This is a genomic window from Thalassospira indica (assembly GCF_003403095.1).
Classification (GTDB): Bacteria; Pseudomonadota; Alphaproteobacteria; order Rhodospirillales; family Thalassospiraceae; genus Thalassospira; species Thalassospira indica.
In genome coordinates, this window is record NZ_CP031555.1 from 1,620,060 (window position 1) to 1,637,017 (window position 16,958).

At 56.1% G+C, this 16,958-nt stretch carries 15 protein-coding genes; 13 read left to right on the forward strand and 2 right to left on the reverse strand.

From position 1 onward, the window contains the following. The first annotated feature begins 174 nt into the window (after positions 1-174). Complete coding sequence (rlxS, locus tag DY252_RS07605) at positions 175-2,151, forward strand: relaxase/mobilization nuclease RlxS (RefSeq protein WP_064789975.1); 1,977 nt, start codon at positions 175-177, stop codon at positions 2,149-2,151. A gap of 23 nt (positions 2,152-2,174) precedes the next feature. Here the strand turns inward: rlxS and DY252_RS07610 are convergent, their stop codons facing one another. Further along, entirely contained in the window at positions 2,175-3,242 is a 1,068-nt protein-coding gene (locus DY252_RS07610; RefSeq protein WP_064789974.1) for a pentapeptide repeat-containing protein, read from the reverse strand. Between the two features lie 140 nt (positions 3,243-3,382). Here DY252_RS07610 and DY252_RS07615 point away from each other — a divergent pair, with 140 nt between their 5' ends. Further along, positions 3,383-5,416 (forward strand): conjugal transfer protein TraG, encoded by a 2,034-nt coding sequence (locus DY252_RS07615; protein WP_064789973.1) that lies wholly within the window; start codon positions 3,383-3,385, stop codon positions 5,414-5,416. Positions 5,417-5,426: 10 nt separating this feature from the next. On the opposite strand, the gene DY252_RS07620 is transcribed toward DY252_RS07615, so the two are convergent. Continuing rightward, positions 5,427-6,929, reverse strand: a complete 1,503-nt coding sequence (locus DY252_RS07620) for a hypothetical protein (RefSeq protein ID WP_064789972.1) — start codon at positions 6,927-6,929, stop codon at positions 5,427-5,429. 320 nt (positions 6,930-7,249) lie between these two features. On the opposite strand from DY252_RS07620, the gene DY252_RS07625 reads away from it, so the two are divergent. Genes DY252_RS07625 through DY252_RS07675 form a run of 11 tightly spaced genes read left to right on the forward strand, consistent with a single transcriptional unit; the run spans position 7,250 to position 16,877 of the window. After that, on the forward strand, positions 7,250-7,651 hold the full coding sequence (locus DY252_RS07625; protein WP_064789971.1) for a ribbon-helix-helix domain-containing protein: 402 nt from the start codon (positions 7,250-7,252) through the stop codon (positions 7,649-7,651). Then, positions 7,648-8,628 carry a P-type conjugative transfer ATPase TrbB gene (trbB, locus tag DY252_RS07630; RefSeq protein WP_064789970.1) on the forward strand — a complete coding sequence of 327 codons (981 nt, stop codon included), beginning with the start codon at positions 7,648-7,650 and terminating at the stop codon, positions 8,626-8,628. Before DY252_RS07625 ends, trbB begins: the two co-directional genes overlap by 4 nt. 13 nt (positions 8,629-8,641) lie before the next feature. After that, entirely contained in the window at positions 8,642-8,977 is a 336-nt protein-coding gene (locus DY252_RS07635; protein ID WP_064789969.1) for a TrbC/VirB2 family type IV secretion system protein, read from the forward strand. Next, positions 8,977-9,246 (forward strand): VirB3 family type IV secretion system protein, encoded by a 270-nt coding sequence (locus DY252_RS07640; RefSeq protein WP_064789968.1) that lies wholly within the window; start codon positions 8,977-8,979, stop codon positions 9,244-9,246. The genes DY252_RS07635 and DY252_RS07640 overlap by 1 nt, the downstream gene beginning before the upstream one ends. Beyond that, positions 9,240-11,690, forward strand: coding sequence for a conjugal transfer protein TrbE (gene trbE, locus DY252_RS07645; protein WP_064789967.1), 2,451 nt, complete (start codon positions 9,240-9,242; stop codon positions 11,688-11,690). The genes DY252_RS07640 and trbE overlap by 7 nt, the downstream gene beginning before the upstream one ends. After that, the gene (trbJ, locus tag DY252_RS07650) at positions 11,687-12,397 is read left to right on the forward strand and encodes a P-type conjugative transfer protein TrbJ (protein WP_064789966.1); all 711 of its coding nucleotides are present in this window, start codon (positions 11,687-11,689) and stop codon (positions 12,395-12,397) included. The genes trbE and trbJ overlap by 4 nt, the downstream gene beginning before the upstream one ends. 17 nt (positions 12,398-12,414) lie before the next feature. Continuing rightward, positions 12,415-13,749: a P-type conjugative transfer protein TrbL gene (gene trbL, locus DY252_RS07655; RefSeq protein WP_064789965.1), complete on the forward strand. Its 1,335-nt coding sequence runs from the start codon at positions 12,415-12,417 to the stop codon at positions 13,747-13,749. Further along, the gene (trbF, locus tag DY252_RS07660; protein WP_064789964.1) at positions 13,750-14,457 is read left to right on the forward strand and encodes a conjugal transfer protein TrbF; all 708 of its coding nucleotides are present in this window, start codon (positions 13,750-13,752) and stop codon (positions 14,455-14,457) included. A 5-nt stretch (positions 14,458-14,462) separates the two neighbouring features. After that, positions 14,463-15,452 (forward strand): P-type conjugative transfer protein TrbG, encoded by a 990-nt coding sequence (trbG, locus tag DY252_RS07665; RefSeq protein ID WP_064789963.1) that lies wholly within the window; start codon positions 14,463-14,465, stop codon positions 15,450-15,452. Beyond that, the gene (locus tag DY252_RS07670) at positions 15,442-16,623 is read left to right on the forward strand and encodes a TraB/TrbI/VirB10 family type IV secretion system protein (RefSeq protein ID WP_064789962.1); all 1,182 of its coding nucleotides are present in this window, start codon (positions 15,442-15,444) and stop codon (positions 16,621-16,623) included. The genes trbG and DY252_RS07670 overlap by 11 nt, the downstream gene beginning before the upstream one ends. Continuing rightward, positions 16,623-16,877 carry a DUF2274 domain-containing protein gene (locus DY252_RS07675; RefSeq protein WP_231959790.1) on the forward strand — a complete coding sequence of 85 codons (255 nt, stop codon included), beginning with the start codon at positions 16,623-16,625 and terminating at the stop codon, positions 16,875-16,877. The genes DY252_RS07670 and DY252_RS07675 overlap by 1 nt, the downstream gene beginning before the upstream one ends. Positions 16,878-16,958: the final 81 nt, after the last annotated feature.

A 16,958-nucleotide genomic window follows, 5' to 3' on the forward strand; every position in this document is an offset into this window, starting at 1 on the left:
AAACAACGGCACCATCGCGTTGCCTCGATGCCTTCAAGTCTTTGCCTGCACATCTTTTTTCAGGATCAAGGATAGTGCCAAGGCGGGCAGGGATGGTGCCATTATTCGCGTTACCCGTTGAAAACAATTGCGTTTATTGGTGCCAAATGTTGTGGACAGGTCGTGGAGAACACAATGGCTGACGATGTCTTCAAACCCAAGCTTGGCAAGATCCGCTCGCGTGGCGGCATGGGTGGGCGCAAGTTCCTGCATCGGGTACTGGCAGCGACCAATCGGGCAGGGGGATATCGGCGTTTGGGCCGGTCCCGTTTTATCGGCAGCCGGTTGGGACGTGCGAGCGGGGCCGGGCAGGTTCTTGCCAGTCGTGATCACTATGCCGCATTTCGGCAGCGTCGGGTGATTATCAAATCACGGATTGTCCGGCTGGCGGGAAAAGGCATGCAGGGCGCACGGGCGCATCTGCGCTATATCCAGCGCGACGGCGTTACAAGACAAGGTTTGCCCGGCGAGCTTTACAACGCCGATCAGGATCGGGCGGATGGCAAGGCGTTTCTTGAACGGGCCGATGGCGACCGGCATCAGTTCCGCTTTATCGTCTCGGCAGAGGACGGCGCAGAATATGCCGATCTCAAACCCGTTACCCGGCGGCTGATGAGGCAGATGGAAAACGACCTTGGTACGACACTCGACTGGGTCGCGGTCGATCACTTCAATACCGGCCATCCGCATACCCATATTCTTGTGCGCGGCAAGGACGATCAGGGGCGCGATCTGGTTATTGCCCGCAATTATATGTCACGCGGCATGCGCGAGCGGGCGGCCGAGATTGTCAGTCTCGATCTCGGACCCCGCACCGATCTGGAAATTGAAAACCGGTTGTGGCGTGAAATCGACCAGGATCGCCTGACCAGTATTGATCGTAACCTGCTGCGTCAGATGGACGAGGACCGGATTGTCAGTGCGACAGACAGAGATGCCTTTCGCCAGAACCTGCGGGCAGGACGTTTGCAGAAGCTCAGGCGTCTTGGACTGGCCGAGGAGATAACTCCGGGTCAATGGCGACTTGAGGAAGGTCTGGAAGCAACATTATCCCGGATGGGAGCACGTGATGACATCGTCAAGACCATGCATCGTGAGATGAAGCGCCGGGAGATTACCCGTAGCCCCGCCGATTTTGTAATCAATTCCGAACATGAACCGGACAAACAACCCATCATCGGTCGTGTTGTCACACGCGGCCTGTCGGACGAACTGAATGACCGGCATTACCTCATCATCGATGGTCTGGATGGCAAGACCCGCTATGTCGAGATCGGCAAGGGGGAGGCGACCGAGCTGGTTCCGGAAGACAGCATTGTTCATATCTCGCCAAGAAACGTCCAGCCCCGGAAAGTTGATCGCACGGTGGACGAGATCGCCCGGGAAAATGACGGGCGATACAACATCGATATGCATCTGGAATATGATCCGACGGCGACAGAGGAATATGCCAAGACCCATGTCCGGCGGCTGGAAGCCATGCGTCGGTTAACCCAAGGTGTAGAACGTGAACCTGATGGGACCTGGATTATTGCACCCGACCATCTTGAGCGGGCAGCTGCATATGAACGGGAGCGCGGCAAAGCCTCGGCGGTGATCATTCGGCAACTATCCCGTCTGTCGCTTGAACAGCAATTGGAAAGTGACGGAGCGACCTGGCTGGATCGTGAGCTGGTGGCGTCAGACTCATTATCTGTCCGGGACGCCGGTTTTGGCCGGGAGATGCGTGATGCTCAGGCCAGACGTCGGCAATGGCTGATTGCGCAAAGACTGGCACGTCAGGAGCAGGACCGGATCATCTATCGGTCCGATCTGATCGATACACTGCGAAAGCGGGAGCTGGCACGTATGGCCCGACAGCTTTCGAAAGAACTCGGATTACCTCATGTCGAGACCGGTTCTGGCGAGCGCGTGGAGGGAACATTACGGCGTTCGGTCGATCTTGCCAGCGGGAAATACGCACTCATTGAAAAGAGCCGGGAGTTTACGCTTGTTCCGTGGCGGGCTGTGCTGGAGCGTCAGGTCGGCAGGCAGGTGTCGGGGATTATGCGTGACGGGAATACGATATCATGGGCAATCGGCAGGTCGAGAGGTGGACCTTCAATATCCTAGTAGTTTTCATCCTCAATACCTTTTCATTGCCCGTAAGTTTTGATGGTAAAGCCTGGATGTTCTATCCTGATGGCAGGTGGAAGGTCAGTACTTTTGAAGCCACATGCTTTGGCGCGCTCGAGATATGTATCAGCGGTTTTCCCGCCATAAAAACCAATTGCATTACGTACCATTATCTTACCTTTGGGAACTTCGATTTCGCAAAGGTGGTTCGGCATTTTTACACCAGTGGGTAACTTCGTATTTGCATCAAGACATGCACCCTCAAGAGCTCTTGTAGTTAAACCTACCACCTTCTCAAGATCAGCACCTCGCAGGTCGGCACCATAGAACTCTGCACCGGTTAAATTTGTCGGCTTCTTCCATTTTTTTGTACCTGTTTCTGTGACGAAAGTGAAAGAAGAAAACATGACGTTCCGCATGTCCGCATAGAAGAACTCTGCTCCACTGAAATCAACGCCGTCGGCGAACGCTCCACGTAAGTCAGCGCGCCAAAAACGTGCTCCTGAGAAATTGGAATTAGATAACCTGCTCTCATTTAAATAGGTCATTGAAAGATCAGCGTTCAGAGAAGTAATTTCGGTAAGGTCAGCCAATGGACCGAATATTGTCCCTTCCAACGAAATGTTTCCAAGACTACTACCCCGCAAGTTACTATGACAAAGATCTGCCCAGCTAAAATCTGCTCTTGGTGTGGCGGTGGCAACGTTCATCCGTTCCAGATTGGCATCAGCTGTTTCCAAGCCTTTCAATGAGATATTGTTGTTGAGTAGAATGCTTGCAGAGTCAGCTTGCCCGCGATTGGCAGACTCACTTAGATTTGAGTTTAGTAATGTCCAAGCATTTGCAATCAAAGTGCTGCGGCGCACCTTTTCGTCATGTTTGAAGGCCGTGTAAGCTAACGAAAATCCGACAACACCGATTATAATCCCTAAAGCGGAAATAGCGGCTCCCCATACCGATGCAATCGATGCTCTTTTCGTCCATGTATCGTTTGCGTCTTTGCTTTTGAGTATCCGCGCCTTCTGGCCACATTTGCATGATGCAGGCGAATTGCTGTGTCTACGGGGAAGAGTACGTTGAAAAATCATATTCTTATGCAGTGATTTAAAGCGTTTGTCGTTCTTCTGAGAGTGACTAGCGCAGAACAGCGTACATAACCACAATTTTCACTTTATCCACCTTGTGTGAGAATTCCTGGGCATTGCTGTCGGCACCGGGAGGATAGAACATGACCCCGACCAAGCTTTTGATCGGTCAGATCCTTGTTGTTTTTACCGTCATCATATTCGGTGTCTGGGGAGCCACTCAATGGTGTGCCGAAATGCTGAACTATCAGGCGCAACTCGGTAGCCCTTGGTTCATTATTCTCGATTGGCCGGTTTATGAACCATGGAAGCTGTTTACATGGTGGTATTTCTTTGAGGCCTATGCGCCGGAGGTATTCGATAAGGCCGGAATGCTGGCCGCAGGAAGTGGTTTTATGGGATGTGCTGCCGCAGTGGCTGGTTCCTTATGGCGAGCCCGTCATAGCCGGTTGGTTACAACCTATGGCTCCTCACGTTGGGCCTTCCCCCGTGAAATCTCGGAAGCCGGATTGTTTCAGCCTAAAGGCGTGTTTCTCGGAAAATATCTGGGTAGGTATCTCAGGCATGACGGGCCGGAGCATGTAATGGCCTTTGCACCAACACGTTCGGGCAAAGGTGTGGGACTGGTCATCCCGACACTTCTGTCCTGGAACGGCTCAGCCGTGATCCACGACATCAAGGGTGAAAACTGGCAACTGACGGCTGGATGGCGCTCCAAATTCTCACATTGTCTGCTGTTCAACCCGACTGATCCCCGGTCGGCCCGTTACAATCCCTTGCTTGAAGTGCGGAAAGGACCTGACGAGGTCCGGGATGTGCAAAACATTGCAGATATCCTGGTTGATCCGGAGGGCGCACTGGAACGGCGTAACCACTGGGAGAAAACCAGTCATGCGCTTCTGGTCGGCGCTATTTTGCATGTGCTTTATGCCGAGGAAGAAAAGACCCTGGCGCGTGTGGCGACATTTCTGTCCGATCCGCGTCGTTCTTTTCCGGCCACCTTGCGCCGGATGATGGCAACCAATCATTTGGGAACACCGGATGAGCCGAAGGTGCATCCGGTTGTTGCATCGGCTGCACGGGAAGTACTCAACAAATCCGAGAACGAGCGATCCGGTGTTCTGTCGACGGCTATGTCCTTTCTCGGGTTGTATCGCGATCCGACGGTGGCGATGGCTACGGCTGCGTGTGACTGGCGGATTGCCGATCTGATGGATGCCGACAAACCTGTTTCGCTCTATCTGGTCATCCCGCCTTCCGATATCTCCCGAACCAAACCTTTGGTGCGGTTGGTGCTTAATCAGATTGGTCGCCGATTGACGGAACGTCTCGAAGGTGATCCCGCCAAGGTGCACAAGCATCTGCTATTGATGATGCTCGACGAGTTTCCGGCGCTTGGGCGGTTGGAGTTCTTTGAGACGGCACTGGCCTTTATGGCCGGCTATGGCATCCGGGCTTATCTGATCGCGCAATCGCTTAATCAAATCTCGAAGGCCTATGGCGAGAACAATGCCATCCTTGATAACTGCCATGTCCGGATCGCTTTCTCGTCAAACGATGAGCGCACTGCCAAGCGGATCTCGGATGCGCTGGGCATGGCAACAGAACAGCGTGCCATGCGCAACTATGCAGGCCATAGATTGGCGCCCTGGCTCAGCCATGTGATGGTCTCACGTCAGGAGACGGCACGACCGCTTTTGACCGCAGGTGAGGTGATGCAATTGCCACCCGAAGATGAACTGGTCCTGATTTCCGGGCTTTCGCCGATCCGGGCGAAGAAGTTACGTTATTACGAAGATCGGAATTTCACGTGCCGTATTTTGCAGGCACGGGTTCTTTCAGAAGTAGAATATTCAGACAAACCAAACGTACGAAAAGACGACTGGTCAGGACAGGTGTGCAAAATGGATGAACGTCTGTCCGGTACAGATCGTGATCCTTCCGTTTCCGGGAATGCCGATGAAGGTGGAATGCAGCAGCAACGACATCCTTCACTGTCCGAAGAGCAGAAAGTCACTGAACCGGAACTTAAACAAGCCGATTTGCCTGGATTGCTTGATGAAGATAGCGAGGTCGTTGCCGACAAACGGGTGATTGACCGATTGTCAAAGCCTGCACGCGTTTATGGGCTGAATGAGGCTTTGGGGCCGGACAGAGATTTGCTTGATGGTCTCTAATATTCCACGGTTAGTAAGGAGGCAGATAGTGTTTCTCAAACGCCGTAATAAGCCCTTTATCCTTTGTCGATTTACACAAGTCATACACATCTTGATTCAGTTTGAAGCCTAAACTATATCGGGTCGCCTTTGTCGATACCTGTGCCGCTTTAATCATTGCAATAGCTTCATCAGACAGAATGCCCGTAGTCCAGAACTCAAACTTTATATCCAGATTTTGCCAGTCCGGATGCACTTTCACTGCTTTATAAATTACCGGTACATTATGTTGTAGCCATCGTCGTACTTCTGTGTCCGGTATGACCCCACGAGGACTATATCCTTTACACTCAATGAACCTGACCGAGATGTTATCTGTTATTATCACAACATCTGCTTCAGCCTTTTTGCCGCTTTGGTTTTTATAAATCTGGTTCATCCTCACTAGGGACGAATAGTTTTTGCGAGCGACTTCGGCTGCAATGTACTCAAACAATGTCCCTCGTAGCTGATTTGCTGCCCCTTCTATTTTTCCCAGTGCCGCAAACAGTCGTTCAAAACGCTCGGGATCTAATGAATGAGAAGCAGCATCATGTAAAACCGAAGTTAATTCACTCAGCCCTTTGGCGACATCTTCTCCAAAAAGACTTTCTGGTGTTGCAGGCATAATGCCGTTTTGCTTAAGAAGACTAAACGCCTCTTTCTCGTAGCGGTTCGCTATGAATATCTGCATACAAGGGCCGACATTCCGCAATGCACGCACTGTCTTGCATTTGTTTATAAAAGGACGACTTCCAGGCTCTGTGATCGTGTCGCCCAGATAAACGTCTGCAGCGACGAAGCCCGGCTTCACTTTTTTGTCCTTACCGGTTTTGATTAGACAACCAAGGTAGGACGGTGCGGTAAGGTCCCATACAAATGTACCAACCTTCGGAGCGTTGGTAGAGCTACGAATAGTGACCTTGTCGAAGCTTACGATGCCCAACTTTCTGAGCCAGTCTTTTACGGCGAGGAGCAAGATGTTCTCTGTAATCAGTCGAACACGAGTGTCCGCAGCTAGACTATTGTAATGCTCCTCCGACTGAACAATGCAAATACAGTCACCCAATCCGTTTACCTGGATCGTTTGCAGTAAACCTGCTTCTTTCAGGCGTTGCATAATGGTTGCGGGGGACAAATGTCGCGACTGTTTGATCGGTGCTCCGCATACTATGGGAAACTCCCATTCCGGAACAAAACCTCCGCGCTGTATCAAAGCGGCAATTGCATATCCGTATGCGCTGTTTGTGCTAAACAGCGCATCTACCAGTTTTCGCCAGTAAAGAGGTGATCCAAACTGGTTCTCAATATACATGAACCGAGCTTTTCTCGCGAACGTAACATATCCAAGTCGCCGGATATTCCCAGAGGCCCGTGATACCCGTTTCCGGGCAGCCGCAGCACTAATGCCGAGGGATTTCTCAAGATGCTCGCTGATTGTTCCTGATAGTGCAGGGCCAAAATCTTCAAGATACGTTTCAATGATATCCGTCATGGCATTTCTTTGATGTCACACAGCGCTATTAATACCGTGAATACATGTCGTGGGGTTTCAATTTTCGATGCAGTTGTTTACCTGTTGATTTCATTATGTAATTTTCCGTGTTCCTTGGTGAAAATCAGATTCATGTCACAATGGTCTGTCTTGCTCTCAGGGTTTTGATAAGTTCTGTCAACATATTGAAGCATCACCTTAAGGACGTGAAAGCGAGATTTACGCGTTGAATGTTCCTTGAGCGTAATTGGGGGGCATAAGAGATTTCCCGCTCTTCCTCCATTCTTCCCTGACCATTTCCGATAGTCAGGGCAGGGGCGATGAAGCCGCGTCACAACATCTATATCGATGCCGATACCAGTGCCGAGCTTGAAGCACTGGCGGCACGTCCGGGGACCTCCAAATCCGCGATCATCGGCGATGCCCTGCGTCATTATCTCCGCCATCGCGGTGCCAATGCTGTTGATGAGGCATTGCGCATTCGCCTGGACCGCTTGAGCCGTGAGAGTGCACTGGTGCGCCGGGATATCGACGTCCTGACCGAAAGCCTCGCGTTTTTCGTGCGGCTTTATCTCACTTTCAACGCCCATACCCCGGTCCCGGACAAGGCCACTCAGGCGGTGGCCAATGAGCGCTACCAGAAATTCATCGAACAGGTCGGCCGCCAGATTGCCGGTGGCCGCAAATCGTTTGAGAGTGATGAGGCGGAGGCGGAGCAATGAGTACCGTCTCCGAACAGCGTCGCCGCGACATGTTGCGCTCCGCACTGGGCGCCCCGATCTCCGAAGCGCTCCGGGACCCCGCCGTGATCGAGATCATGGTCAACCCGGATGGCAAACTCTGGCTGGATCGGCTGGGGCAGGGCTGTATCGATACCGGGGTGGTTATTCACCCGGCGGAGGCCGAACGGATTATCCGTCTGGTGGCATCTCACATCCGTACAGAAACTCACGCCGATCAACCAATCGTCAGCGCCGAACTCCCGGCCCAAACCAATGCCGTCGGTGGCGAACGTTTCGAGGGATTATTGCCGCCCGTGGTCCGTGCCCCCTGTTTTGCCATCCGCAAACCAGCCGAACGCATCTACACACTCGCCGATTATGTCCGTGACCGGATCGCGCTGCCGCTGCAGGCCGAAGCCCTGCGCAAGGCAGTACGTGATCGCAAAAACATTCTGATCGCCGGGGGTACCTCGTCGGGCAAGACCACACTGGCCAATGCGTTACTTGCCGAGATCGCCGATAGCGAGGATCGGGTGATCCTGATTGAGGATACGCGCGAGCTGCAATGTGCAGCACGTGACTGCGTGGCCCTGCGGACCCGGCGTGATGTGGTGTCGCTTTCCGATCTGGTGCGCTCGACCCTGCGCCTGCGGCCCGACCGGATTATTGTCGGCGAGGTGCGGGGGCCGGAAGCGCTCGATATGCTCAAGGCCTGGAATACCGGCCATCCCGGTGGGCTTGCGACCGTGCATGCCAATTCCGCCCATGCCGCACTCTACCGGATTGAACAGCTGGTGCAGGAAGTGGTCACGGTCGTGCCGCGACATCTGATCGCCGAGGCGATTGATCTGGTGGTGTTCATCTCCGGGCGTGGTCCGGCGCGCAAGATCGAGACCATCGCCACGCTCAACAGTCTGGATGGCAATGGCGATTACGGCCTGACCCCGCTCACTCTTCCCCGACTACAATCGATCTGAATGGAGGAAATTCATGTCCGCAAGACATTGTGCACCGCCACGCACTCTCCTGTCCGCTTTCTGTCTGGCGGCAGTCATGCTGATCGTTCTGGCACCCGATGCCATGGCCGCCGGTTCGGGTATGCCCTGGGAGGAACCGTTGCAGCGCATTCTGGAATCCGTTCAGGGACCGGTGGCCAAGATCGTTGCGGTGATCATTATCATCGTCACCGGTCTGACCCTGGCCTTTGGCGAAACCTCCGGCGGGTTCCGACGCCTGATCCAGATCGTGTTTGGCCTGTCGATCGCCTTTGCGGCCAGTTCCTTCTTCCTGTCCTTCTTCTCGTTTGGCGGTGGGGCGCTGATCTGATGCGTGATGATCGATCCATCGAAGGGTTTGACATTCCGGTGCATCGGGCACTGACCGAGCCGATCTTTCTCGGTGGCGCACCGCGGTCGGTCGCCATCCTGAATGGCACGTTTGCGGCGGCCATCGGGCTTGGCCTGCAGCAATGGGCTGCCGGACTGGGGCTGTTCTTTATCGGTCAGACGCTGGCGGTGTTTGCCGCCAAACGTGATCCGGATTTTTTGCAGGTCCTCGCCCGCCATCTGCGCCAGAGGAGATGGTGGCGATGCTAAACCTTGCCGAATATCGCAACAAGAATGCGTGTCTGGCCGATCTCTTGCCATGGGCAGCTCTGGTCGCGCCAGGGATTGTCCTGAACAAGGATGGCAGCTTTCAGCGGACATTTCGGTTTCGCGGCCCCGATCTCGAAAGTGCCACCCAAGCCGAACTGATCGGGTTCTGTGCGCGGGTCAATAATGTGCTCAAGCGTCTCGGTTCGGGCTGGGCGCTCTTTTTCGAGGCAAACCGAAGGGAAGCCGAGACCTATCCGGTGTCTGAATTTCCCGATCCCGCCTCGTGGCTGGTCGATGAGGAACGCCGGGCGGCCTTTGCCGAGGCACGCCAGGGCGCACATTTTGAAAGCCGCTATTATCTGACCTTGCTGTTCATGCCGCCGCCTGATCTCCAGTCACGCGGCACAAGGCTGTTTGTGGAAACCGGCCGGAAGGAAGAAGGACGGAACTGGCGGCTGGAACTGGAACGGTTCACCGAGGATACGGAGCGGGTGCTGGACCTGTTGGCGGGCTTCATGCCCGAGGTGGTGCCGTTGGATGACGACGAGACGCTGACGTTTCTGCATGGCACCGTCTCGACCAAACACCATCCGGTACATGCGCCCGAAATTCCGATCTATCTCGATGCCATCCTGGCCGACACGCCGCTTGTCGGTGGTCTGGAGCCGATGCTGGGCGATTGGCATCTGCGCAGCATCACCCTTCTCGGCTTTCCCGATACGACCCGTCCCGGCGTACTGGATGCGCTCAATCATCAGGATTTTTCCTATCGCTGGGTGTCGCGTTTCATGCCGTTGGATCGCACAGATGCCAACAGGGTGCTGACCCGCTTGCGTCGGCAATGGTTCGCCAAGCGCAAATCGGTTGCCGCTATCCTGCGTGAGGTGATGACCAATGAAGCATCAGCACTTGTTGATAGCGATGCAGACAACAAGGCGGTGGATGCCGATGCTGCTTTGCAGGCGCTGGGTGGCGATCATGTCGGGTTTGGCTACCTGACCGTGACGGTGACGGTCTTCGACCCTGATCTTCAGGCCGTCGAGGACAAGATCAGAACGGTGGAGCGCATCGTTAATGGGCATGGCTTCACAACTATTCGCGAGACGATCAATGCGGTCGAAGCCTGGCTTGGCAGTCTACCGGGGCATGTCTATGCCAATGTCCGCCAGCCTCTGATCCACACGCTCAATCTGGCCCATCTGACACCGCTCTCAGCAGTCTGGGCCGGACCGACTGATAACGCCCATCTCTCCGAAGTCACAGGGCAACCTTGTCCGCCATTGTTTTATGCACAGACTTCGGGAACCACGCCTTTTCGCTTTTCCACCCATATCGGCGATGTCGGGCATATGCTGATTGTCGGGCCGACCGGGGCGGGCAAGTCGGTTCTGCTCGCCCTGATGGCGATGCAGTTTCGCCGTTACCCCGATGCGCAGATCTATATGTTCGATAAGGGCAACTCGGCCCGCGCCGCGGTGCTAGCCATGGGCGGGGAGCATTATCCTCTGGGGGCTAGTGAAGGACTGTCGTTCCAGCCGCTGCGCGAGATCGGCGATCCGGCGATCCGAAGCTGGGCCGCGGACTGGATCGCGATGCTGCTCGATCACGAGAAGGTCCGGGTCACCCCCGAGATCAAGGATATGGTCTGGTCCGCCCTGTCCAGTCTGGCAAGTGCACCGGTCGCAGAACGGACGCTCACCGGCCTTGTCATGCTGCTGCAATCCAATGCGATCAAGGCAACCCTTCAGCCCTATACGCTGGAAGGCCCGCTCGGCTATCTGCTTGATGCGGCTGAAGACCGGTTAACACTGTCTGATATCCATTGCTTCGAGACCGAGGAACTGATGAACCGGGCCGGGGCGGTATTGCCGGTTTTGACCTGGCTGTTTCATCGGCTTGAAGCCCGGTTTGACGGTCGCCCCAGCCTGCTCATTCTCGATGAGGCCTGGATCTATCTTGACAATCCGCTGTTTGCCGCGCGCATTCGTGAATGGCTGAAGGTTCTGCGCAAACGCAATGTCTCGGTAATCTTCGCGACCCAGTCACTCGCCGATATCGCGGACTCAACCATTGCGCCAGCCATCATCGAAAGCTGTCCGCAGCGGATCTTCCTGCCCAATGACCGGGCGATCGAACCGCAGGCGAGAGAGACCTATGAGCGGTTCGGGTTGAATAGCTGCCAGATCGACCTGATCGCCCAAGCCACACCCAAACGTCACTATTACCTGCAATCCAGGCAGGGCAATCGGCTGTTCGAACTCGGACTTGGCCCGGTCGCACTGGCTCTGTGCGGGGCCTCGGACCCGGCCGCCCAAAAGCTCATCGATCAGGTTCTGGCCGATCACGGGCATGCGGATTTTGCCCAACACTTCCTCGCGGCCAGAGGGCTGGACTGGGCCGGGGATCTGATCGGGCAGTTTTCCCGAACAGGAGAAGCCTCATGAAACGCATCATGTTCAAAGCCCTTTCATTTATTTTGCCGGCTCTGTTCTGGAGCCATGTGGCCCTTGCCGCTTGGCCGGTATTTGATGCCACCAACTTCGCCCAGAACATCCTGCAGGCCAGCCGGGCGCTGGAACAGATCAACAACCAGATCCGCTCGCTTCAGAACCAGGCGACCATGTTGCAGAACATGGCGCGCAATCTCGAACGTCTGGATTATTCCTCCGCCAGCCAGATGATGAGTGCGCTTGACCGGATCGATGGCCTGATGATGCAGGCTGACGGGATCGGCTTTGATGTTGCCGAACTCGACCCGCAACTCGCCCGGCAATATCCCGACAGCTACGAGGAAACCCTCAAGGCCAGTGACGCGGCGCGTGCTGCACGCGAACGCTGGCAAAACACCATGACGGCCTATCGCAAGAGCCTGCGCCTGCAGGCAGGGATCGCTGGCAATATCCAGCAGGACCGTCAGCTGCTTAACGATCTGGTGGCGCGAAGCCAGGGTGCACCCGGTGCATTGGCCGCCCAGCAGACCGCCAATCAGTTGCTGGCGCTTTCGACCAAACAGCAGATGCAGATCCAGTCGATGCTGATTGCCCAGCAACGGGCGGAAACCCAGGATCGTGCGCGCAAGGCCCAGAGTGAGGAAAGCGGGCGGGCTCTGACCCAACGCTTCCTCGGCACATCCAGTGTCTATGACGAATAATCGGATCGGGTTTGGGTATGGACGATCTTGGCATCATTGATCGCTTCATGGAGGTGTTTGGTCGCTATATCGATAGTGGCTTCGGCCTGTTGTCTGGCGATGTCGGGTTTCTGACCTCCATCCTGATCGGGATCGATATCACGCTGGCCGGTCTGTTCTGGGCGCTGGGTGGCGAGGACAATATTCTCGCCCGTCTCATCCGCAAGGTGCTCTATGTCGGAACCTTCGCGCTGATCCTCAATAACTTTCAGACCCTGACCGGGATCATCTATGCCTCGTTTGCCGGGTTGGGGCTGCAAACCGTACCGGGAAGCCTGACCGCGGATGATCTGCTGAGACCAGGCAAGATTGCCGCGACTGGCTATGAAGCAGCTTGGCCACTGATTGCGCAGGTCGGCAACCTGGTCGGCATTCCCGATCTCTTCGTTAATGCCCTGACCATCTTCGTGCTGTTGCTGGCCTGGTTCCTGGTGATCATCGCCTTCTTCATCCTCTCGATCCAGCTCTTCATCACGGTGCTCGAGTTCAAGCTGACAGCCCTGGCCGGCTTCGTACTGATCCCGTTCGCGCTGTGGAACAAGACCGCCTTTCTGGCCGAGCGGGTGCTTGGCAATGTCATTTCATCAGGTGTGAAAGTGATGGTACTCGCCGTGATTGTCGGGATCGGTTCCACCCTGTTTACGAGTTTCACCAATACCCTTCAGGGGCAGGAGCCCGATATGGCAGCGGCCATGTCGATGGTGCTTGGTGCTTTGGCGCTTTTGGGGCTGGGTATTTTCGGACCCGGTATTGCGTCGGGGCTGGTCTCTGGTGCGCCGCAGCTTGGTGCCGGGGCTGCGCTTGGAACGGCTGGTGCCGCTGCCGGAGCAACGCTTTTGGTCGGTGGTGCTGCGATGAGTGGTGTCGGGGCGGTTGCCGGGGGCGGTCTGGTTGCCCTGCGTGCGGCAACTGCACTTGGCGCTGGGGTCACAACGTCCTTTCAGGTGGGACGTGCCGCCTCGGGAGCAACTGGCTTGGCCGGAACTGCTGCCGGTATGGGCGGTGTTGCCCGTGCGGCTGGAGGCAAGGCAAGTCAAACCGTCCGCTCCGTGTCGTATCGCGCCGTCAAAACACTGAAGCTTGAGGCCGAGAAGGGCAGGGCCGCGGCCTGGGCTGCAACCGGTGGCGCGCCTGCCGGATCGGCAAGCTTTCATGCAGCCAACAGCAATAGAGCAACAGCACCCGACTGGGCGCGACGGCTGCGTCATGAACAGAACATGCGAGCCCACCGACACTCGACCACGCAGGCTGTGCGCGATGGTGATCGCCCGGGTGCTGGCGCCAATCCGTCTCTCGATGAAAAGGGGGAATAGATGCCGTTTAAAAGATCCCTGCAGCGTTATTGCTCAACGCCCGAACCCGAAACGCCCTATCAGAAGGCCGGTCAGGTCTGGGATATGCGTATCGGATCGGCGCGCGTTCAGGCCCGGAACTGGCGCTTGATGGCCTTTGGCTGTTTTGCACTGGCCTGTTCGTTATCGGGAGGGTTGATCTGGCAATCCCTGCAAAGCCGGGTGGTGCCCTATATCGTCGAGATCGATCGCTTCGGCGAAGCAAGAGCAATTGCGCCGGTCGCGCCGGACTACCAGCCCACCGATGCACAAGTCGTCTGGTATCTGGCGCGCTTCATCAAACTGGTGCGCTCGGTTTCGACCGATCCGGTGCTGGTGCGGCAGAACTGGCTGGCAGCCTATGATTTCGTCACCGGTCAGGCCGTGCAGTTCCTCAACGATTACGCCAATCGCAACGACCCCTTTGCCGGGATCGGCGAGCGCAGTGCGTCGGTCGAGGTCTCGAGCGTGGTGCGGGCGTCTGATCAATCCTTTCAGATCAAATGGCAGGAGCGCATCTATGAGCGCGGTACGCTGATGGGCACCGAACGCTGGACCGCCATCCTGACGGTGATCTCCAAACCACCAGCCAATGCCGAAGAACTGCGCAAGAACCCGCTCGGGCTCTATGTCCGGGCAATCGACTGGTCGCGCGAGTTCGATACATCCTCTCCCGGATCGCAGGAGTAACGCTCATGAAACACAATGCGATGATGCTCACCTGTTCGATGTTGGTGCTCACGGCCTGCAAGGCTGGAACTCCGCCGCCTGCAATTAGCTACGATCGGGCCAGCTTCAAAGAGGCGACCATTCAAGCGGAGCCCGCACGTCCGGTCGAAATCGTCGAGGTTCCCAAACCCTTGCCCCTGCCAGGGCAGCTGATGCCGCTGCCAGGTCAATCACCGGCAGACAAGCTCTCGCCTGAAGAGCAGGTGGAGACGGCGAATAAGGCAGCACTTCTGGAACCCTCCAAACACGGCTATATCAATGCCGTGCAGGTCTATCCTTATAGCGAGGGCGCACTCTACCGTCTCTATGGCGCACCGGGGCAGGTGACCGATATTGCCCTGCAGCCCGGTGAACAGCTTCGTGCGGTATCGGCGGGGGATACGGTACGCTGGGTGATTGGCGATACCACCAGCGGATCGGGCGACGAGCAACAGGTTCATATCCTGATCAAGCCCTTCGCACCGGCGCTCAAGACCAATCTCATGATCGCCACCGATAGGCGAACCTATCATCTGCAAATGCTCAGCACCGAAGAAACCGCGATGGCAGCGATTTCCTGGAGCTATCCGCAGGACCGTCTGGTGATGTTGCGCCGGAGAAATGTAGATGCTCTTGCCGCACAACCGGTTGATCGCAATCTGGCGCTTGAGAAGATCCGCTTTGGCTACGAGATTGAGGGAGATCATCCACCATGGCGACCGATCCGGGCCTTCGATGACGGACGCAAGGTCTATATCGAATTCCCCGAGCATATTGATCGGGGCGAGGTGCCGCCACTGTTCGTGATCAGTGCCAATGGCGACACCCAACTGGTTAATTACCGCAAGCGCGGCACCTATTACATCGTAGATCAGCTATTCCGGGCGGCTGAACTGCGTATGGGCACCGACCCGCAACAGGTGGTTCGGATCACGCATCTCGAGGCTTCAGGTGGGGGAGACCATCATGATGGATAAGCCTGAAGAGAGTTTTGAGCTGCGCGGTCGGCCCGATGCCCGGATTGTCCGCTTCCGGCGCAGTATCGTGATCGGGGTTACCGCGCTGGGGTCGGGCGCCCTTCTCGGGATCGCGATGATGGCCTTGCAAACACCGTCCCTGAAAAACGCCTATGACAATGACGAGCTCTATCATGCCGGGCAGCAGGCGAGACCCGATCAGTTGGAAAATCTGCCCAAGGATTATTCCGAGATAAAGCAGGACGTGCCAAAGCTCGGGCCACCCTTGCCGGGTGATCTGGGGCGACCGATTGTAGCGGCCCAGCGTGCCCAGGGAATGGATGTCTCATCCGGTGAGCTTTCGCTCGCCGAGCAACGGCAGGCACAACAGGCGATTGATGCAAGGGAGTCCGGTGTGTTTTTCTCGCTGGCCAACGCAGTGTCACTTGAACGGCCAAATACTCAAGCTTCCGAAAACCGAGCAACGATAAATGGGGAAGTTGCCTCAATTGCAGCCAGTGCCGATCCGAATGTGGTCCCGGATGACCGGCAGCGTAAGCTCGACTTCATGCGCGACTATGATGATGGCGGGATTTACAATCCGCATCCGTTGGAAACCCCGGTTTCGCCCTGGCAGGTCATGGCAGGGAGCATCATTCCAGCCAGCCTTGTGACCGGGATCAATTCCGATCTGCCCGGTCAGATCATCGCCCAGGTGGATGCCAATGTGTATGACACTGTCACCGGATCAACGGTGCTGATCCCGCAGGGGGCGCGACTGATCGGGACTTATGACAGTGTGGTTGCTTTCGGTCAGTCCCGCGCGCTGGTGGTCTGGCAGCGCATCCTGATGCCCGATGGAACGTCGATCCGGCTTGGTAACATGCCGACCTCTGATGCCAGCGGCTATGCCGGGCTCGAGGATGAGGTCGATTATCACACATGGCAGTTGCTCAAGGGCATCTCACTGGCGACCCTGCTCGGGGTCGGAACAGAGCTAACGCTCGGCAGCGACGAGAGCGATCTGGTCCGCGCCATTCGCGAAAGCACCCAGCAGAATGTCGATCGGGCCGGGCGGCAGATCACCGAGAAGAACCTCAACATTCAGCCGACCATCAAGATCCGTCCCGGCTGGCCGGTCCGGGTGATCATCCAGCGCGACCTTGTGCTTAAACCCTATGGTGGAGAGTAATGATGATGAAACTTGCCAAGCTGCCTGATCGCAAACCGGTCAAACTGACGGTGACTGTTAATGCCGGCCTGAACCGCAAGCTGCGCGATTATGCGACACTCTATCGCGAGACTTACGGCGAGAGTGAGGCAGTTGCCGAACTGATTCCGTTCATGCTTGAGGCGTTTCTTGAGAATGATCGGGTATTCGTGCGGGCGCGGAAGGAGGGGATAGCAGGTACCGCGCAGGAGGGGCGGCAAAGCAAATCGTCGTGAGTGATGTGGGGCAGGTGTCGTCTCATACGATGCCGGGGGCGGTGTTACAAAAGCTCGGGATTTGTAACATCTCGATATAGG